The 21,010-nt window shown below is 36.1% G+C and carries 21 protein-coding genes and 1 other annotated feature; all 21 genes read right to left on the bottom strand.

Going from position 1 to position 21,010, the window contains the following annotated elements; all coding sequences use genetic code 11:
* Position 1 precedes the first annotated feature (1 nt).
* The 21 genes from lspA to mraY all read right to left on the bottom strand — a co-directional run bounded on the left by lspA (position 2) and on the right by mraY (position 20,997).
* Positions 2–460, bottom strand: coding sequence for a lipoprotein signal peptidase LspA (lspA, locus tag CQZ94_RS06850; RefSeq protein WP_002111421.1), 459 nt, complete (start codon positions 458–460; stop codon positions 2–4).
* Between the two features lie 124 nt (positions 461–584).
* Positions 585–914, bottom strand: coding sequence for a TraR/DksA C4-type zinc finger protein (locus CQZ94_RS06845; RefSeq protein ID WP_105584745.1), 330 nt, complete (start codon positions 912–914; stop codon positions 585–587).
* 156 nt (positions 915–1,070) lie between these two features.
* Positions 1,071–3,836 carry an isoleucine--tRNA ligase gene (ileS2, locus tag CQZ94_RS06840; protein WP_105584744.1) on the bottom strand — a complete coding sequence of 922 codons (2,766 nt, stop codon included), beginning with the start codon at positions 3,834–3,836 and terminating at the stop codon, positions 1,071–1,073.
* 71 nt (positions 3,837–3,907) lie between these two features.
* Positions 3,908–4,133 (bottom strand) — a binding site (T-box leader).
* Positions 4,134–4,184: 51 nt separating this feature from the next.
* On the bottom strand, positions 4,185–4,691 hold the full coding sequence (gene divIVA / locus CQZ94_RS06835; RefSeq protein ID WP_001131609.1) for a septum site-determining protein DivIVA: 507 nt from the start codon (positions 4,689–4,691) through the stop codon (positions 4,185–4,187).
* A gap of 89 nt (positions 4,692–4,780) precedes the next feature.
* A complete protein-coding gene (locus tag CQZ94_RS06830; protein ID WP_105584743.1) occupies positions 4,781–5,548 on the bottom strand; it encodes a YlmH family RNA-binding protein in 768 nt (255 codons plus the stop codon).
* A 15-nt stretch (positions 5,549–5,563) separates the two neighbouring features.
* Complete coding sequence (locus tag CQZ94_RS06825) at positions 5,564–5,827, bottom strand: YggT family protein (RefSeq protein ID WP_002088250.1); 264 nt, start codon at positions 5,825–5,827, stop codon at positions 5,564–5,566.
* A 6-nt stretch (positions 5,828–5,833) separates the two neighbouring features.
* Positions 5,834–6,304: a cell division protein SepF gene (locus CQZ94_RS06820; RefSeq protein WP_105584742.1), complete on the bottom strand. Its 471-nt coding sequence runs from the start codon at positions 6,302–6,304 to the stop codon at positions 5,834–5,836.
* A gap of 19 nt (positions 6,305–6,323) precedes the next feature.
* Positions 6,324–6,998, bottom strand: coding sequence for a YggS family pyridoxal phosphate-dependent enzyme (locus tag CQZ94_RS06815; RefSeq protein ID WP_105584741.1), 675 nt, complete (start codon positions 6,996–6,998; stop codon positions 6,324–6,326).
* Between the two features lie 5 nt (positions 6,999–7,003).
* Positions 7,004–7,813, bottom strand: coding sequence for a peptidoglycan editing factor PgeF (gene pgeF, locus CQZ94_RS06810; protein WP_105584740.1), 810 nt, complete (start codon positions 7,811–7,813; stop codon positions 7,004–7,006).
* Between the two features lie 118 nt (positions 7,814–7,931).
* Positions 7,932–8,210 carry a YlmC/YmxH family sporulation protein gene (locus CQZ94_RS06805; protein WP_105584739.1) on the bottom strand — a complete coding sequence of 93 codons (279 nt, stop codon included), beginning with the start codon at positions 8,208–8,210 and terminating at the stop codon, positions 7,932–7,934.
* A 294-nt stretch (positions 8,211–8,504) separates the two neighbouring features.
* On the bottom strand, positions 8,505–9,284 hold the full coding sequence (gene sigG / locus CQZ94_RS06800) for an RNA polymerase sporulation sigma factor SigG (RefSeq protein ID WP_000197755.1): 780 nt from the start codon (positions 9,282–9,284) through the stop codon (positions 8,505–8,507).
* 157 nt (positions 9,285–9,441) lie between these two features.
* Positions 9,442–10,161 (bottom strand): RNA polymerase sporulation sigma factor SigE, encoded by a 720-nt coding sequence (gene sigE, locus CQZ94_RS06795; RefSeq protein WP_002128857.1) that lies wholly within the window; start codon positions 10,159–10,161, stop codon positions 9,442–9,444.
* 19 nt (positions 10,162–10,180) lie between these two features.
* Complete coding sequence (spoIIGA, locus tag CQZ94_RS06790) at positions 10,181–11,098, bottom strand: sigma-E processing peptidase SpoIIGA (RefSeq protein WP_142395765.1); 918 nt, start codon at positions 11,096–11,098, stop codon at positions 10,181–10,183.
* A gap of 459 nt (positions 11,099–11,557) precedes the next feature.
* The gene (gene ftsZ, locus CQZ94_RS06785; RefSeq protein ID WP_105584737.1) at positions 11,558–12,712 is read right to left on the bottom strand and encodes a cell division protein FtsZ; all 1,155 of its coding nucleotides are present in this window, start codon (positions 12,710–12,712) and stop codon (positions 11,558–11,560) included.
* Positions 12,713–12,751: 39 nt separating this feature from the next.
* Positions 12,752–14,053, bottom strand: coding sequence for a cell division protein FtsA (gene ftsA / locus CQZ94_RS06780; protein ID WP_105584736.1), 1,302 nt, complete (start codon positions 14,051–14,053; stop codon positions 12,752–12,754).
* Between the two features lie 401 nt (positions 14,054–14,454).
* A complete protein-coding gene (gene divIB / locus CQZ94_RS06775) occupies positions 14,455–15,225 on the bottom strand; it encodes a cell division protein DivIB (protein ID WP_105584735.1) in 771 nt (256 codons plus the stop codon).
* Positions 15,226–15,323: 98 nt separating this feature from the next.
* The gene (gene murB / locus CQZ94_RS06770) at positions 15,324–16,229 is read right to left on the bottom strand and encodes a UDP-N-acetylmuramate dehydrogenase (protein WP_105584734.1); all 906 of its coding nucleotides are present in this window, start codon (positions 16,227–16,229) and stop codon (positions 15,324–15,326) included.
* 61 nt (positions 16,230–16,290) lie between these two features.
* Positions 16,291–17,385, bottom strand: coding sequence for an undecaprenyldiphospho-muramoylpentapeptide beta-N-acetylglucosaminyltransferase (gene murG / locus CQZ94_RS06765; RefSeq protein ID WP_105584733.1), 1,095 nt, complete (start codon positions 17,383–17,385; stop codon positions 16,291–16,293).
* Between the two features lie 102 nt (positions 17,386–17,487).
* Positions 17,488–18,579 carry a stage V sporulation protein E gene (spoVE, locus tag CQZ94_RS06760; RefSeq protein ID WP_078184359.1) on the bottom strand — a complete coding sequence of 364 codons (1,092 nt, stop codon included), beginning with the start codon at positions 18,577–18,579 and terminating at the stop codon, positions 17,488–17,490.
* Positions 18,580–18,669: 90 nt separating this feature from the next.
* Entirely contained in the window at positions 18,670–20,022 is a 1,353-nt protein-coding gene (gene murD, locus CQZ94_RS06755; protein ID WP_105584732.1) for a UDP-N-acetylmuramoyl-L-alanine--D-glutamate ligase, read from the bottom strand.
* Positions 20,023–20,997 (bottom strand): phospho-N-acetylmuramoyl-pentapeptide-transferase, encoded by a 975-nt coding sequence (gene mraY, locus CQZ94_RS06750; RefSeq protein WP_002014738.1) that lies wholly within the window; start codon positions 20,995–20,997, stop codon positions 20,023–20,025.
* Positions 20,998–21,010: the final 13 nt, after the last annotated feature.

Below are 21,010 nucleotides of genomic sequence, written 5' to 3'. Positions count from 1 at the left end.
ATTACTCCTTCGTTTTCTTTCCTTCTAATACTGTTTGAATAATAATTAATACAACTCCAATACATAATGCTGAGTCAGCTATATTGAATACTGGATAGTTGTACGAGAAAATATACACGTGAATGAAATCCACTACTTCTTGTCTAAATACACGATCAATAAAATTGCCAATTGCTCCGCCTAAAATTAGACCTAATGAAATACCTAGAAGCTTGTCCGTTTTCGCATATTTTTTCATATAAAATACGATAAATACTACGAAAATGACTGTAATAATGTAGAAAAACCACATTTTATTTTCTAAAATACCCCAGGCGGCTCCTCTATTTCGATGTGATGTTATGTATAATACATTATCGATAATCGGAATGCTCGTACCCAATTCCATGTTCTTTACAATTAGCCACTTCGATATTTGATCGATGGCAATGACAAATAACGCTATTACATAATATATCATTTTCATTTCCCCCACAAAGACAGTGTACCTCAAAATTTTAGCATAGCTGCTAACTTTTCACAATGAACCTTTACGGAAGAATAAAATAAATTAAAAAAAGGTAACATAATATCGTTGTGTGCATTCATACATTTACCTTTTCATAGAAAAATTCATGAATAGTACGAGCAGTCGGCATTGTTTTCATTTGTTTTGTAGGAATCGCTCTTCCAGTTTCTTCACAAATACCGTACATATCTATTTCCATTTTAAACAATGCACGTTCTACATCTTTTAAATCCTCTTTTATATCATGTAATAGCAATTTTTTCTTTGTCTCTTCCTTTATTTCGTATCCAAGTTCTTGCCCAAATTCCATATAGTATGTGTGCATTACTTCTTTCGCCAGTCTATCTTGCAACTCTTTTCTCATCAATTGCAATTCTTCTTTTATTTCCATATAAATTCCATTCACGTGTACATTCCTCCCAGCTGCAATGTACAATTAGTGTGTCCGAAATTTCCACGCTTACCTCACACACATTTTTCCTTCATAGGAAAGAGAGTGAAAGTTATTTCGGTATATCATCAACAAAAAACTGACTGCTATTATGAGCAGTCAGTTTTTTCATTATTTTACATAGTTTTCTTTAACAACCGTTGCACAACGCTCACATAATGTTTCATGTTCCGTATCTTTACCAATTGTTTCTGAAACAACCCAACAACGTTCACATGTGTCACCCGTTGCCTGAGCTACAACAACCGCTGTATGCTCATACTTAGGCGCATCTGCTGGCGCTTCTTCTATCATACCACCAAGTTTATACTCAGAAACGATAAATAGTTGCTTTAAGTCTTCACTAATAGACTCTAACATAGCTTTCATTTCTGCAGTCGGATATAGTGTAATACTTGCATTTAATGACTTACCAATTACTTTTTCATTACGAGCAACTTCTAAAGCTTTTAATACGTCATCACGTAACGTCATAAATGCATCCCATTTTGTTTTTAACGCTTCAGCACCATCTACTTCTACAACTTCTGGCATATTAGTTAACTGTACGCTTTCTTCTTCTGCACCAGGAACATAAGGCCATACTTCATCAGCTGTATGAGGTAAGATTGGTGTTACAAGTTTTGTTAATGCAACAAGAACATCATATAATACTGTTTGAATTGCGCGGCGATCGTGGTGATTTGCACCTTCAATATATAAAATGTCTTTCGCAAAGTCTAAATAGAATGAGCTTAAATCAATTGTACAGAAGTTATGGATTGCGTGATATACTGCCGCAAAGTCATATGCTTCATATGCTTCTTTTACTTTTGTAATTAAGTCATTTAATTTTACTAACATGTAACGGTCCACTTCACGAAGCTCAGCTGCCGCCACTGTATTTTCACTTGGATTAAAGTCATCTAAATTTCCTAATAAGAAACGGAATGTATTACGGATTTTACGATATACTTCTGCTACTTGTTTTAAAATATCATCTGAAATACGTACATCAGATTGATAGTCAACAGAAGAAACCCATAAGCGTAAAATATCTCCGCCTAATTGATCCATAATTTTCTTCGGTACAACGATGTTTCCAATCGACTTACTCATTTTACGTCCGTCACCATCTAGTACGAAACCGTGGCTTAGAACACCTTTATACGGTGCTTTACCTGTTACAGCAACTGCTGTTGATAATGAAGAGTTAAACCAACCACGATATTGGTCAGATCCTTCTAAATATAAATCTGCTGGACGTTGTAAATCATCACGCTCTTCTAATACCGCTTGGTGAGAAGAACCTGAATCAAACCATACATCCATAATATCTGTTTCTTTACGGAATTCACCATTTGGGCTACCTGGATGTGTAAATCCTTCTGGTAATAAATCTTTCGCTTCACGCTCGAACCATATGTTAGAACCGTGTTCACGGAATAAATTTGCTACATTGCTAATTGTTTCATCTGTAATAATTGGGTCTCCATTTTCCGCATAAAACACTGGAATTGGTACACCCCATGCACGTTGACGAGAAATACACCAATCACCACGGTCACGAACCATATTATGAAGACGAGTCTCACCCCACGCTGGCACCCATTTCGTTTCTTCAACAGCTTGTAATAATTCTTTACGGAATGCTTCAATAGATGCAAACCACTGTGCTGTTGCACGGAAAATAATTGGTTTTTTCGTTCTCCAATCATGTGGGTATGAATGCGTAATAAATGTTAATTTTAGTAACGCACCTACTTCTTCTAATTTTTCCGTAATTGGTTTATTAGCTTTATCATAGAATAGGCCTTCAAATCCAGGTGCTTCATTTGTTAATACACCTTTATCATCAACTGGACAAAGAACTTCTAAACCATATTTCTTACCAACAAGGAAATCGTCTTCCCCGTGCCCAGGTGCTGTATGAACACAACCTGTACCAGCATCTGTTGTAACGTGCTCCCCTAGCATAACTAATGAGTCACGATCGTAGAATGGGTGTTTTGCAACTGTATACTCAAGTTCGCTACCTTTTACCGTTTTCACAACTTCAGCATTTTCCCATTCTAACGTTTTTTCAACTGTCTCAAATAGTTCAGAAGCAATAATATATTTCTCATCATTTACTTTCACAATAGCATATTCAAGTTCTGGATGAACAGAAATACCTAAGTTAGCAGGTAACGTCCAAGGTGTTGTTGTCCAAATAATGAACTTCTCATCACCTTCTAATACGTTCTTTCCGTCTTTTACAGGGAATGCTACGTAAATAGATGCTGATTTTTTATCTTGGTATTCAATTTCAGCTTCTGCTAAAGCTGATTCACTCGTTGGAGACCAGTAAACTGGTTTCTGTCCTTTATAGATATAACCTTTTTTCGCCATGTCACCAAACACTTTAATTTGTTGTGCTTCATAAGCTGGCTCTAAAGTAATATATGGATTATCCCAATCTGCACGTACACCTAAACGCTTAAATTGTTCACGTTGACGTTCTACTTGCTCATATGCATACTCTGCGCATAACTTACGGAACTCAGCAACTGTCATTTCTTTACGTTTTACACCTTTATTCGTTAAAGCTTGTTCAATCGGTAAACCGTGTGTATCCCAACCTGGTACATATGGTGCACAGTATCCAGTCATTGATTTATAGCGAACAATAAAGTCCTTTAATACTTTATTTAATGCATGTCCCATATGAATGTCACCATTCGCATATGGAGGTCCATCATGTAGTACAAATAAAGGACGACCTTTCGTATGTTCTTGCACTTTTTCATAAATATTCATTTCAGCCCATTTTTCTTGCATTGCAGGCTCGCGTTTCGGTAAATTCCCACGCATTGGGAACTCTGTTTTTGGCATTAGTAATGTATTTTTGTACTCCATGCTTAATTCCTCCTTACATGTATAAAAGAAATACCTAAAAAACGGAATAAAAAAGAGACTTTCTCATCCCAAAAAGGGACGAGAAAGTCTCCCGCGGTACCACCCTAGTAGATCCTATACGTATGCATAAAATCCTCTTTATATTCTTAACGCGAATATACGCCTACGCTTACTTCATTTGTTCAGCGCGGAACTCCAGGGTGATATTTCCCATTATCTCCTTATCCTGAGCTTACACCATCCTCAGTTCGCTATATAAGGTATGAAAAAGGTACTTATCCCTATCTTCGTTTTTCTTAATAAATATGTTGTTTAAAATTATATGTAATAATGAGAAAAACGTCAAGCTTACACTGTTTCTTCTTTTTTCAACAGCTCGTCCACTTCGTCTTCTAATTCAATTAGTTTATCCCAATCATCGTTGTTTAACATTTCAAGTTGTGTTTCTAATAACATACGGAAACGAGTTCGGAATACTTTCGCTTGTTTCTTCAACTCTTCAATATCAAAAGCAACTTTTCTTGATTTCACTAACGCTTCATTAATGATACGATCTGCATTTTTTTCTGCTTCACGTACAATTAATTTTGCTTCTTTTTGTGCATTACGCTTCACTTCTTCAGCAGCTTCTTGTGCGACAATGATAGATTTGTTCAGCGTATCTTCAATATTAGAAAAATGGTCTAACTTTCCTTCTAATTGTGCAACCTTTTCTTCTAAAGCTTTTTTCTCACGAATGACTAATTCATAATCTTTGATGATTTGATCAAGAAACTCATTTACTTGATCTTCATCGTAGCCACGAAATCCGCGACCAAATTCTTTGTTATGAATATCTAATGGTGTTAACGGCACAACGCCACCTCCAAGTAGTTATCTAAATTTCCTCTTTCAATTATATCTTTTCTTCGACAAAATAAGAGAATTTCCTTCTAAAAAACCAATCATTTTAGTATACCATACAAAACTCTCCATTTGTCGCGCTTCGTTTTACCTTCTACAGAAAATAATTTACTTCGTCCATACCCTCTAACCGAGAAAACATCCCCCGGAAAACATTCATACGAAGTTTGCTCTACTGTTTTCCAATTGACTTTTACTAAGCCACCTTTTATAAGAGGCTGTACCTTCTGCCTAGATATATGCAGCATTTCAGCTAATAAAACATCTAGACGAAGTGACGAAACTGTTCCAGATTTTTCTCCCCACTTTTCACCTACACGCAAAATTTTCTCTACTTGTATAGGAGAGAGTGTGACTTTCATTTTCCCTATTGATTGTAAGTTCATTTCAATATAGGATACAACTTCTTTCGCAACTGCAATTTGGGCACGATCTTCTTGAAGCAAAATATCGCCACATTTTTCCCTTGTTAAACCAAGTGACATGAATGCACCTAATATTTGCCTATGTTCTAGCGTGAAAAACTTGGAAGGGTAGTCAATTTCTAATACTTCTACTTGAAATTCCTCTTCATTTAATTCTAGATAATCTGGATAAATTAGTGCTCTTTTCCGTTCGGCTTCAGGCATCGCACCATCAAACCGTACAGCTACATCTCCTTGCCCTATTACCATAGAAACAATTTGTTGCTGTCTTGGATCAAGAAAATCTGTTAACTTGACTTGATGGTACTCAGCAGCCTGTTTCCACTCTAATACTTTATCCACAAAGACCTGTTCATCAGGTCTAAAATGCTCGTAGATGCTCATGTATTTAACCTCACACTATAAAAAATAGTTGAATAAACTTACTAAACCACCTCTAGCAAGTTTCAAGGCAATAATAGCAACAAGTGGAGAAATATCAATCATACCAAATGGTGGAATAAACCTCCTAAATGGCTCTAAATACGGTTCACAAATACGCGCAAGAAAATCTCCAAAAGCTGATTCCTTTGCACCAGGAAACCATGATAGGAGAATGTAAATAATTAGTGCCCACGAGTAAATCTCGATAGCAGTAAGTAACACTGTTAAAACTGTTGTCATGGCGTATTACCACCTCTTTATATTTGTCTCTTCTTCTTCACCGAATAACTCTGAAATCGCACCAACGATATCAACATTTTCAGGTGTACACATAAATGTTTTCGGGCCTATTTTTTGAATATCCCCGTCTATAGCGTATACAGTACCACTTAAAAAGTCAACGATACGTACAGCTTGATCTGTAGACATTCTTTGCAAATTAATTACAACAGCTCGTCTACCTTTTAAGTGATCCGAAATGCCTTGCGCTTCCGAATATGTGCGTGGTTCTAGTAAAACAACTTTTGAAGATTGCTTCGCTGTTTCAATACTCACTACATTTTGCTTCGGTTGCACTTTCGCAAACGGAACATCTTGTTGTTCTGGGGGATTTTGTTGCTTTTTCATGTCTGTTTGCTCCTTTTCATAACTATATTGAGCTGCTTCTTTTTCTTCCGGTGTGTCAAAAAAGAAGTATTTTACTTTTGACCAACTCATAATAACTTTCTCCTTCCTCCTACGCTTTTCCTACTAAAACCGTTCCCAAACGAATATATGTAGCGCCTTCCTCAATTGCAATCGTGTAATCATTTGACATTCCCATTGATAATTCTTTACATGGTGCATGTAATAATTCTAGCTCCTGCACCTCTGTTTGTAGCATGCGCAATTCCTTAAAGCAGCGACGAATCTCTTCCTCTTCTCCTGTAAACGGAGCCATTGTCATTAATCCTACCACTTCAATCTTATCCAATTCTTGCAAACTTTGAATAAAAGAAATTGTTTCTTCTATCGCCAATCCTTGCTTTGATTCTTCAGATGATGTTTTCACTTGAATAAAGCATTTAACTTTCTTATCAGCACGTTTTTGAATTTCTTTTGCAAGCGAAAGACGATCTAATGAATGTAAATAATCAATCTCATTAATGATTTCTTTTACTTTTCTCGTTTGCAATGATCCAATAAAATGCCAATTCACTTTTGAACCGAAATGCTCGTATTTTTGTAAGAAACCTTCATTTCTATTTTCACCTAAATCAATAATTCCTGCTTCAATTACTTCGCTTGTTTTTTCAATTCCTACAGTTTTTGTAACTGCAACGAGCTTAATATCTTTCATCGAACGTCCAGCTCGTACACAAGATTCTTTAATTGCTTCGTTTACATCTACTAAATTCCCTTGCACTGTCACTTACTTCACTCCTCCTTAAAACCTATGAAACTCAACATTCTCCCCGTCTTACCTTGATCACGACGATGAGAGAAAAATAATTGTTCTTCACAGCTTGTACAAAGAGATGACATTACAATATGTTCTTCTTTTATGCCTGCTTGTACACATAATATACGATTAACTTCTTTTAAATTAATTGCATACTGACCATCAGAAATTACTTTATAGGGAACAGATCCGTTTACTACTTGCTGTGTTGCTGTTAATACACAATCATCAACAACATAACAACATGATCCGATTGCAGGACCAATCGCGACATGAATTTCATCACTTGAAACACCTTCTGCATTCCACTTTTGAATCATTTCTTTCGCAATCTCTGTTACAGTCCCTTTCCACCCAGCATGCGCAAGTCCTATCATATCATGTGATGGTGCATAAAAATAGAGCGGAACACAATCAGCGTAACAAGATGTTAAGAGAACATCTTTGTTAGTCGTATAAATGCCATCCGTTTTTGGAATACCGTCTTCATATGAATAAATGCCTTTCCCTTTTTCTTGCACTCCTACTTTCTCAACATGATGGTCATGAACTTGTTCAGAGCAAATCCATTTTTCTAATGGTTTTTGTAACTTATTCGCTAAAATGCGTCTGTTTTCATGAACATTCTCCACGATATCATTCACATGTAATCCTAAATTCATCGCATGAAAGGAGCCTGTACTTACGCCACCATCTTTTGTCGTAAATCCAACAGTAATGTTTCCAAGTTCTTTCCACGCTTGTAAATACAGTATACCGTCCACATATTTAAATGGTTCTCTCATAAAAGCGGCTCCTTTTAATTAAAATAATAGAAAAAAGCATGGTACTTCCTGTCTATTTTACCATACTTTTATTTTTTCATAATGACAACTGAAAAAAAAGAGGAATTTGTAATATTCTTTATGAAATTGTCGGTGTTTGTATTGATTCTGTTACAGAATTAATATTATCTACTCTGACAAGTATGACATCTTCCCCAATTTTCATAATTTGCTCCCAAGGAATCACAAATTCTACTTCCTTTCCAAAGAGTCCTAGCATACGTGTCTGCTTGGAAATAATAACTGCCCTAATCTTCCCTGTGTCTATATCAAAATCAATATCTCCAATATTTCCAAGTCTTTTTCCATCTGAAATATTTACAACATCCTTCATTTGAAACTCCGAAACTCGTATCATATTCATCCTCTCCCTTATATCATGAATCGTAAGTACGCTCTCAAATAAAGTGAAACCTTAATCAGTGGGATTTTTCCCATCCCTACTGATTATTAGTCCATGCTAATCGGACTTTCACGGGTAGCTCCGCTTCCATCTAACTTCTTACTTCAGCCGAATTTCGAAGCGGATAAACAGTATATAACCGCTACTAATAGAACATCCATTTTATTTTCATTATATGAACCTACCCACTCTACTATGAGCGCAAAATATTATATATAAAAAAGACCTCACCATAACTGGTGAGGTCCTTTATCCTTGAATCGTCTTATTCATTTGCTTAATAGCAGACTTCTCCAAACGTGATACTTGTGCTTGAGAAATCCCAATTTCTTCGGCAACTTCCATCTGTGTCTTTCCTTGGAAGAACCGTTTTCGAATAATCATTTTCTCACGATCATTTAAACGCTTCATCCCTTCTTTCAACGCTAGTTCTTCAACCCACTGCTCGTCCTTTTGTTTTTCATCGCTTAACTGATCCATAACAAAGATAGGATCTCCTCCATCATTATAAATCGGTTCAAATAATGAAACTGGATCTTGAATAGCATCTAACGCAAAAACAATTTCTTCATGTGTCACTTCAAGAACTTTGGCAATATCCATTGCTGTTGGTTCTTTTGAATTTTCAGCAATCAATTTTTCTCTTACTTGCAACGCTTTATACGCAATATCTCGTAATGAGCGAGATACGCGAATTGGATTGTTATCACGCAAATATCTGCGTATTTCCCCAATAATCATCGGCACAGCATACGTTGAAAATTTTACATTTTGGCCTAAATCAAAGTTATCAATGGATTTCATAAGTCCAATGCAACCAACTTGAAATAAATCATCAACATATTCTCCTCTGTTATTAAATCTTTGGATGACGCTCAGTACAAGACGTAAGTTTCCATTCACTAATTTCTCTCTGGCGCTTATCTCTCCACTTTGCATTTCACGAAATAATTTACGCATCTCTTCATTTTTTAGTACTGGAAGTTTAGCTGTATCAACACCGCAAATTTCTACTTTGTTTCTCGTCAAAGTGTTCCCTCCTATCGGGAGTTGCTGTACAGTGTAAAGTATTTCCTTTGAAGGGGATTTTATGCATACGGTTTTTCCATCGTTTTTCACAAACATCATATTTCCTAATGCACAAAAAGAGAATAAGACCAGTCTAGATACCGACTGGTCTTATTCTTCACACCATTTTATTAAATTCTTTTCGTAATCTTTTTATAATTCTTTTTTCCAAACGAGAAATATAAGACTGTGAAATTCCAAGCATATCAGCCACATCTTTTTGTGTCTTCTCTTCGCCACCAGCGAGTCCAAACCGAAGCTCCATAATTTGTTTTTCACGATCGTTTAATTGATGCAATGCTTTCATTAAAAGATGACGATCTACAGTAGCTTCTAAATCTTTTGTAATAATGTCATCATCTGTACCTAAAACATCTGATAATAACAGTTCATTTCCGTCCCAATCAATGTTAAGCGGTTCATCAAAAGAAACTTCCGAACGATTTTTATTATTTCGACGCAAATGCATTAAAATTTCATTTTCTATACAACGAGATGCATATGTTGCCAATTTAATTTTCTTTTCTGGATTAAATGTATTCACTGCCTTAATAAGACCAATTGTTCCTATACTAATCAAATCCTCAATATTGATCCCTGTATTTTCAAATTTTCTTGCTATATATACAACAAGCCGTAGGTTACGTTCAATAAGCATCGACCTCGCAGCTTGATCTCCATTTGGTAATTTATTCAAAAGAACTGCCTCTTCTTCTTTCGTTAACGGCGGTGGCAACGCTTCACTTCCGCCAATATAATAAATTTCATCGGTCTTAATTCCTAATTTCAGCAATACTTTATACCAAAGGTATACCAAATAAAATTTAAATTTCACCATATTATCCCGCCTCTCATAATTAAGCAATTACCATCTTTTGCGAAATCAACATTTTCGGATGTACAATGCATTGATACTCTCCATTGGTAGATAATTGTTGTGTATTTAATCCAATCAGTACTTTGTTTACAACAATCGAACTACCTTCATGATAAACTCGCACACAATCTGGCTTAATTGCCCATAAAAATTGATTCTCTACTCCTACTGCTCGGAAAGGAATTAAACGTAGTTTCGTCGCCCATCCAGAATCATTTTCTGGTATTTGAGGAATTTCTGTTTTGGAATAAATTTGTTCTGTTAACCAAGCTGGCAAACAATGTTCTAATGATGAAATATGCATAATCATAACGGGTGTTTTCGTTAACGGGTCATAAAGTTGGTTCCCACTATCAATTAGGCCTGCTAGTTCTAGTTCCTCTCCAGCTAATTGAATTTTCACTTTCACGATTTGATCATAGTGTATCTTTGTGACCTCTACGCTTTCTATACGCTTTTTAGAAAAATAATAAATTACTGGAAAACCAAAAATAACAAACAACCAACTAATTGGATCACCGTAAGAAACTGATTTAGATTGAACTAATCCATTTACCATTTCGTTCGTTTGCAAAAAGTAATGCGTTCCAATTAATCCTCCACCAACCATAAAGGTTACAAAATAGAAAGTAAAAACAGTTTGTGCATAATTTCTAAATGTCGAAAACCCAAATGCTGTATACACAATAAGTAACGAGTACAATAGTTTCATAATTGGATGTGTCATCATAGAAGCAAAAGGCGTAAAGGCGAAAATAACAATAGTTGAACCTATAAATGCCCCTAACACAAGCCTCCATCTTTTGATTCTCTTTTTTAACACGGTGGCTGTTAATAAAAGTAAAAGAAAATCAATGCAGGCGTTTAACAACCAAACAATGTCGGCGTAAACAACCAAACAATTCACCTCTTTTTTTAAGTTGAGACTAGTATAATGCATATCCAATAGGAAAGTGTGTCAATTGGTGGAGGGGTTTTTTTGTTATTTTGTGATTTCTAGACATAATCTGTCGGTAAAAAATAAAAGTGTATTTTTCATAGAATAATATAAATTTCTTACTTGTATACATAATAATTGAATTATATATATATACAAAATTTATCTTGCTATTTGCGGGCAGTAAGACCCCTGCCTCAAAATTCAGCTATACAAAAGTACAGAAGTTAAGTGGGAGTCGGGCTAACAATCATTTTTGGATGAACAACCCCAACTAATTAAATTTTCACTTTATTTATCACAGCTTATAGCTTAAAAATAGGACTGGGCTCTCCATATGCAAAATAATAAAAAAAGATCTGCTTAGCAGATCTTTTCCATTTAGACAACAAAAAAAGGAGCATGAAAGCTCCTTTTCTTTTATCGTCTACGACGGTTACGTAAGAATGCTGGAATATCGATGTCATCTGAATCTGTATGACGATCATGCACAACCGGCTCTTCACGTTTCATTTCACGCTTAACTTCACGTTGTTTTGAAGGTTGAGCTACTGGCTGTTGTTGCTGTTGTGAATGATTCGCAGTCGGACGGATAATTGGTTTTGGTGGCTGCATCGAAGCACTATCATCAAAACCAGTTGCAATTACAGTGACAACGATATCATCTTTTAATCCTTCATTAATAACAGAACCGAAGATCATATTTACTTCTGGATCCGAAGCTGAAGCTACAATGTCTGCTGCTTCTTGTACTTCATATAAACTTAAGTTTGCGCCGCCCGTAATGTTCATAATAACACCTTGAGCTCCATCAATAGATGTTTCTAGTAATGGACTAGAAATCGCTTTTTTCGCAGCTTCAGCAGCACGATTTTCACCATTACCAGAACCGATACCCATTAAAGCAGAACCTCTATTAGACATAATTGTCTTTACGTCTGCAAAGTCTAAGTTAATTAGACCTGGTGTAGCAATTAAATCAGAAATACCTTGAACACCTTGACGTAATACGTTATCTGCTTCACGGAACGCTTCTAACATTGGCGTATTTTTATCAACAATCTCTAATAAGCGATCATTTGGAATTACAATAAGTGTATCTACATTTTCTTTAAATGACGCAATACCAGATGCAGCTTGAGTTGCACGTTTACGCCCTTCAAATGTAAATGGGCGTGTTACAACACCAACTGTTAACGCGCCTAGTTCTTTTGCAACTTGAGCAACAACTGGAGCTGCACCAGTTCCAGTTCCGCCACCCATACCAGCAGTTACGAAGACCATATCCGCGCCACGAAGCGCTTCTTGAATCTGTTCTTTACTTTCTTCTGCAGCTTTTTTCCCTACTTCAGGGTTTGCGCCTGCACCAAGTCCACGCGTTAATTTTCCACCAATTTGCATTTTCGTTTCAGCTTTTGATAGATTTAATGCTTGTGCATCAGTATTCACAGCGATAAAGTCTACACCTTGTACACCGTGTTCAATCATACGGTTTACAGCATTGTTTCCGCCACCGCCGACACCGATAACTTTTATATTCGCTAATTGATCTTGAGTAGTATCAAACTCTAACATGTCGAAATCCCCCTAGAACCTCATTTTTCGTGTCCAATTTTAATCCCATAAATAACGGAATACACGTTTTACTTTTGACATCATACGGTCATCATTTTGATTAGTATTGTTTTGATTACGAGTTTTTTGTTTCGCAGGTTGCTGTTGTACCGGCATTGGTGCTGGTACTGGTTCAAAATGTTCTTGCTTTTCCTGCACATTTTTCCCACGTAATTTAGCTTTTTGATAAGAATGTTTAATTAATCCAACTCCACTTGTATATTGAGGCTCACGAACACCAATATAATCAGGAGTTGCTATACGAACATTTTCATGTAAAATATCGTATGCAAGATCAAGAATACCTGGCATAGAAGCTATCCCACCAGTTAGTACATATCCAGAAGCTACTTGCTTTACTCCTAACTTACGCACTTCATCTTGAACAAACATTAAAATTTCCTCTACACGAGCCTCTATTATATCCGATAATTCCAACTGAGAATATTGTTCTGTTTGATCGCTTCCCATAATAGGAACCGTAAACATCTCTTCTTCAGATGCTGTATCATAAAAAGCATGTCCATATTTCAGCTTAATTTGATCTGCATTTTCTGTTGAAGTTTTCAGCCCAATCGCTATATCCTTCGTTATATGATCTCCACCTAATGGCAATACGCTCGTTGCTTGCAACTCTCCATCTTTAAAAATAGATAAGGTCGTAGATCCTCCACCCATATCAACAAGGGCTACCCCTCTATTTCTTTCATCCGAAGATAACGCAACTGTCGCTGCCGCTAAAGGTTGCAGACAAATATCAACAATTTCAAGACCTGCTTTTTCTACACAACGAAGTAGGTTATGTAGTAAAGTTCTCGAGCCTGTAATAAGTGTACCTTCCATTTCTAATCTTACACCGATCATCCCGCGTGGATCGTTAATCTCGTCAAGACCGTCTACAATGAACTGTCGAGGTACCACATCAATAAATTCACGTTCAGGAGCAATTGACACAACTTGCGCTGCATCTAGAACGCGTAAGACATCTTCATTCCCGATTTCACGATCTTCATTTGAAACAGCGACTACTCCGTGACACGGGAGCAACTGTACCTGGTTTGCATTGACACCTACTACAACTTGCTCAATGTGGATACCCACCATGCGCTCAGCCTGTTCAATTGCTTTTTTAATTGATCGAACAGTTTCATCTATATCAACTATCGATCCCTTCTTCAAACCATTTGATTTTACGTTTCCAACACCAATAATGTTTAAGCTGTCATTAACCATTTCACCAATGATGACTTTAACATTGGATGTACCGATGTCAAGACTAACATATATTTCATTGCTGTTCATTCTTTGGCACCTCCTTCTTTATTTATACCATACAACTCAATATATGGAACAACAATCGCAACTTTACTATTTATAAGAAAAATATTCAACGTCTTTATACGTTTCCCTTTTTTAACCTTATATTTTTCTTATTTTTATTTAACATTCATTTAAGAATATCGCAGTAACCTGTGAATAACTGCTCTATCTTGAAATAATTATATTTCAAGTGTAAAGATTACCGCCAAGTATAAGTCTACACTAAGATGTACTTGTAGAAAAGTGAAACTTGTACCAATCCTAGTATGAATCTAAGAAAATTTACATTTTTTTCATCAAATTAAGCATTCTTGCAAATTAGCATCCATATAAAAGAACGTTTGTTTCATTTCATACGTAATAACGCAGTAAAAACTATCATTCTATTCTTTCTTTTCTTCAGCACCTAGTTCCTTCGTATATGCACCCACTTCTAAGTCAATTAAAACCTTCTTACCAGGTTCAATTGTTTTTAAAATAAGTGGATAAGTTTCCATTCGCTTTGCGAAATTTTGAATAGTGGTGCTCACTTCATATCCTTCATTCATATATAAAGTAAGATGATCTTCATTTGCGTTCGTTGGTGTATAACGAATCTCAGAAATAGACCTTAAAATAGTCGGCGTTAATTTTTCTAGTTCTGCAATTAATTCCTTCATTTTTTCCTCTTTAAACGGTTCAAAAATTGGTGCTGCAACTGGAAGTTTTCCGTTCGGAAGTACATCGAGTGTTTTCCCATTTTCTAATAACGGTTGTAATTTCCCATCTTTGTTTATATAGCCAATTGTCAAATATTCTTCGATATGAACATCAATTTTGTTTGGGAAACGTTTTTTTACATTTACCTCTTTAATTTCTTTTCGTTTCGTTAAGTTTTCTTCTGCTTTATGTGCTGTTACTCGGAAATAACTCGTATCATATGTCACACCTGATTCCTTCATAACTTGTTCATCTGTCATATAATGATTTCCAAACACACTTATCTTTTTTATATTACTAAGCGGAGACCGAAAATAAATTAAAAAGAGTACTAATAAAAATAAAATCGATATGTATAAAATTAACCGATGATTAACAGGTTTCGTATTCTTGTTCTTTTGATTCTTTAATTTTGGTACACGATCTTGTAGTTCAATCACTTTACTATTTTTCATGTACGATCCCCCTATGTAACATAAAGAACGGCATGTTCCTCATGCCGTTCTTATCTTCTTATTATAACATAAATGATAATGAGCGGAACGAACAACCGTTATCTTCCAATTATTTCTACTTCTGTATGCATATCAACACCAAATTTATCCTTAATTGTACGCTTTACCAATACGATTAAGTCTAATACATCTTGCGCTGAAGCCACACCAGTATTAACAATAAAATTCCCATGCATTTCAGAAATTTGAGCTCCACCTATTTTATAGCCACGAAGCCCTGATTTTTCTATTAAATCTCCTGCAAAATATGGGACTGGATTTCGAAATATACTTCCTGCACAAGGGTGATTCCAAGGCTGCGTTTCACGGCGATACTCTTTATTCTTTTGCATGCTTCTTACAATTTCCTCGCGTTCGCCTACCTCCAATTGGAATTCAGCTTCCAAAACAATACCAGGGCGTTTCATTTGCAATACAGATGTGCGATAAGAAAATCCCATTTCGGTATTCGTCAACCAATTAATTGTTCCATTGTCAAACAAAATACGAGCTTTCGTTAATACACTCGATATGTCGGACTTATGAGCGCCTGCATTCATATACACTGCACCGCCAACACTTCCTGGAATACCACTTGCAAATTCCAAGCCCGCTAATCCCTGTCGACTAAGTAAAGTTGACAATTTAATAAGGGGATATCCAGCACCAACTCTTACTCTATGTTTTTCGACTTCTAAATGGTCTAATCCTTCTCCTAAACGAATAACCACACCTTCTATACCTTGATCAGATACGAGAAGATTTGAACCACGACCAATTGCAGTCCACCCTGTCTTGTACTTCTTTACTAACTCTAGCGTCTTCTCAATACCAGCAACATGCTTTGGCACAATTAAAATATCAGCTGGTCCGCCTATTTTCATAGTCGTGTAACGCGCTAACGGTTCATTAACTAACACGCGACCAACATTTGCTTCTAAAAGCTCTTTTACTAATTGTTCCATAGACAATCTCCCCCATATTAAGTCTCCTTATTACAGTAATATGCAGGGCGTTCACCTAATGTTATTTTTTAATAAGCTTGTTCATTACTTCATATAGCTTATTTGCTGCATCTGGAATACCAAGTTGCTTAGTAGCCAGTTTCATATTTTGTAATGTTTGTGTATCCAATAAAATCTCATCAATGTCACGAATAAGCGTTTCAGATGTTAAATCTTTTTCAAGTAGCATTTTAGCTGCTCCTTTATCAACAACTGATCGTGCATTTTTTTCTTGATGGTTATTTGTTACATACGGACTTGGAATTAATACACTTGGCTTTCCTAACGCTGTTAATTCTGCAAGCGTTGTAGCCCCTGCTCTTGAAACAACAAGATCTACACCCGTCAGTACCTCTGGCATATTATGAATAAAAGGTTTAATAATAACATTATTCGGATTCCCTTTTTGTTTCACGGCTTCCATAACTTTATCATAATGTACTTCGCCTGTTACATATAATACTTCGTAACTTTTATTCCCAAATTGTTCAATCGCTTCTACAAAAGCATCGTTAATCGGTCTAGCCCCGCGACTCCCACCAAAAATAAGCACGGATTTTTTAGAAAGGGATAGTCCTACCGAACGTTTTCCTTTCATTCCATTTTGGTCCATTACTTCTGATGCACGTGGATTACCTGTCATAACCACTTTTGACTGTGGGAAATGTTCTGCAGCTGCTTCAAAGCAAACTGCAACTTTATCGACATAACGACTTAAAAATTTATTCGTTACACCAGGTACACTATTTTGTTCATGTACAATAGTCGGAATACCTAATTTAGCCGCAGCATATACAACTGGCCCACATACGTATCCACCCGTGCCAATCACAATATCAGGGTTAAAACGACGAATATATCGTTTACTATCTTGAACACCTTTTAGGAAACGCATCACTGTTTTTACATTATCAAGAGATATTTTTCGTTTAAATCCACTTATAACAATAGATTGGAACTGAATACCCGCTTTCGGTACGATGGTACTCTCTAATCCATTCTCTGTACCAATGTATAAAAACCTTGCTTCTGGATTTAGTTTTTTTATTTCTCTAATTAAAGCAAGAGCTGGATAAATATGTCCTCCAGTACCCCCACCACTTACTAATACTCGCACTACTGATTCCTCCACTTCCCTGTTCTTATTCAATCGTATTTATTTCTATATACATATTGTATTTTCACACACACACGAAAAACCCTGTCTTTTAAACAGGGTTTAATAGCGAGAATGGCGACTTATATTCAATAATACACCTACTGCCATTAACATTAAGGTCAAACTTGATCCACCATAACTTAAAAATGGCAAAGTAATACCCGTAACAGGCATCAGTCCTGTTACAACACCAACATTAATCATTACTTGAATCGCAATCATCGCCACAATACCTACTGCTAAAAACGTACCATATAAATCTGGCGCTCCTAATGCTATACGAATCCCACGCCATAATAATAGACTAAATAATAATAACACAAATGAACCACCAATAAAACCTAATTCCTCGGATAAGATTGCAAATATAAAGTCTGTTTGTGGTTCAGGTAAATAAAGAAATTTTTGTCTACTTTGTCCAAGTCCAAGCCCAAATAAACCACCAGGTCCAATTGCGAGTAACGATTGGATAATTTGAAATCCACTTCCGAGTGGATCCGACCACGGATCTAAATATGATGTGATGCGTTTCATTCGATATGGCGCTGATGCAATTAACCCTACAAATCCCGCTGCACCAAGCAAACCAAACATTGCAAAGTGAAAGACCCTTGCTCCCGAAATAAATATCATAATAATACATGTCCCAACCATTACCGTTCCCGTACCAAGATCTGGCTGTAACATAATTATCCCAAAAGCAAGAAATACAAAACTAAGAGCCGGTAGTAAACCTCGTTTAAAAGATGTAATTAATTTTTGTCGTTCCGCTAAAAATTTTGCTAAGAAAATAATCATCGCGAATTTCATAAACTCTGACGGTTGGATAGAAAATGCCCCGATTCCAATCCAACTTCGCGCCCCCCCACGAACGAGACCTACTCCAGGAATAAGAACGAGAATAAGAAGAACGAAACAAACTAGCAAAATTACTTTTGAATACGTACGCCACACCCAATAATCAATTTTCATTAGAAAAAACATAGCTACTACCCCAAGACTTGCAAATAACAATTGTCTTTTTGCAAAAAAGAATGAATCCCCCATTTTATAAGAGGCCCAAACCGCACTCGCACTATAAACCATAATCATTCCGATTGTTAACAACGCAAGTGTAACGATGATGAGAATAAAATCAGGCGTTTTCTTCATTACCCATGAACACCACCTCTTTGGGCAGAACCTTTTGCCCTATGTAACAAAACATCAGTAGGTGTTAGCCTACTGATGTTTTGATTTACTTTATATAAGTTTATGCACAGCTTGTATAAAAATGTCTCCTCTTTCTTCAAATGTTTTAAATTGATCCCAGCTTGCACATGCTGGTGAAAGAAGAATAACATCACCATCGGTAGAATGAGCATAAGCTTTCACTACTGCATCATCTAAAGTATCGACACTTTCAATTACATCTAATCCTGCTTTTTCTGCCGCTCTTACTAATTTTGGTGCAGTTTGTCCAAATGTTACAATCGCTTTGACATGTTTAAAGTATGGAATTAAATCATCAAATTCATTACCACGATCAAGTCCACCAGCCAATAATACAATCGGTTGTGTAAATGCAGATAATGCTTTTTCTGTCGCTAGCATATTCGTCGCTTTTGAATCATTATAAAATTTACGATTATTAATCGTTGTTACATATTCTAAGCGATGTTTTACACCTGTAAAACTTTTTAACACAGCAGTAATTGCTTCATTAGAAACACCTAGTAATTTAGCAACACTCATTGCTGCTAAAATATTTTCTAAATTGTGCTTACCAGGTAAAACAATATCACTTACTTTAACTACTTTTTCGCCTTTAAAATAAAGAGCGTTATCTTTTATATACGCACCATCTTCAATTTCTTTCGTCGTCGAAAATAATACTTTCTGTCCTTTACTATATGCCGATAACGCCATGACATCTGCATCATCTGCGTTAATTACACTATAATCTGTTTCAGTTTGGTTTTTGAAAATATTCGCTTTCGCCAAACCATACTCTTTCTTCGTCCCGTGATAATCTAAATGCGCTTCAAATAAATTTAAAAAGGCTGCAATTTTTGGTTGGAACGATTCCACTCCCATCAATTGAAACGATGAAAGTTCCGTAACGACAACTTCATTTTCTTTCGCCAATTGTGCAACTTCACAAGCTACAGTACCTATATTCCCCGCAATAACTGGGTGCTTTTGTCCTTCTTTTAACATTTCAAACGTTAACATTGTCGTTGTTGTTTTGCCGTTAGATCCTGTAATCCCAACAAACGGTGCTGCTGAAATGCGATATGCTAATTCAACCTCAGTTACAATTGGAATTTGTTTTTCTTTCGCCGCCACTAAGAGTGGATTAGAATATGGAATTCCTGGGTTTTTTACGACAAGTGAAATGTTTCTCTCCAGCAATTCTAACGGATGCCCACCACATATAACATCCATTCCTTCCGCTTGTAACTCAGCAGCAAGCACATTACCCACTAATGGTTTCCCATCATTTACAATGACGTTTGCCCCTAATTTTTTTAATAAAGTAGCTGCTGCATAACCACTTTTAGCAATACCTAATACAAGAACATTTTTATTTTGATATTCAGTTACAGTTTTCAATTACATCCACACCCCGATATAAATTCCTAGCACAGCTAATAAAAATCCTACAGACCAAAACGTTACAACAACGCGCCACTCTGACCAACCACATAATTCATAATGATGATGTAATGGACTCATTTTAAAGACACGCTTTCCTGTTGTTTTGAACGAAATAACTTGGATAATAACAGATAAAGTTTCCGCTACGAATACGCCGCCAATAATAACGAGTAACAATTCTTGTTTTAACAAAATCGCTACAGCTGCGATAGCACCACCTAAAGCTAGAGAACCTGTATCCCCCATAAATACTTTCGCTGGATTCGCATTGAATACTAAAAAGCCAAGTACAGCTCCTACAACTGCCATACAGAAAATCGCTACCCCAAATTGTTCTTGAGCTACAGCAATAATACTAAATGCTCCGAATGCAATAGCAGCTGTTCCTGATAATAAACCATCTAAACCATCTGTTAAATTAACCGCATTTGATCCACCAATAAGCATAAATAATACAAGAACAAAATATGCCCAGCCTAATTCAAATTTAACATCAGTTCCCGGAATCATGATATAAGTGTGAAATGCTTGCCCTTTTCCAATTAAAAAGAACGCAATAGCAATTACAAGCTGACCAATCAATTTTTGTTTTGATGTTAAACCAAGATTTCTTTTCTTTACTACTTTTATGTAGTCATCTAAAAATCCGATTAATCCGTACCCAAATGTAACTAATAATAACAATGATACTTCTGCACCTAAATTGTTAAATTTAATCGCCATAATAAGCGTAGTCACCATCATAGATACATATATGACAATACCACCCATCGTTGGTGTCCCTGATTTCTTTTGATGTGACTTCGGTCCTTCGTCACGAATACTCTGTCCGAACTTTAACTTTCTTAAAAATGGAATAAATAATGGCGAAAGGGCAACAGAAATTAAGAATGCTACCCCAGCCGTTACTAATAAACCTTGTTCAAGCACATGTAGTCCTCCT

This window comes from Bacillus sp. MYb209, assembly GCF_002975175.1.
GTDB lineage: Bacteria > Bacillota > Bacilli > Bacillales > Bacillaceae_G > Bacillus_A.
The sequence above is the reverse complement of the archived record's forward strand: the minus strand, read 5'-3'. Positions and strand labels throughout refer to the sequence as shown.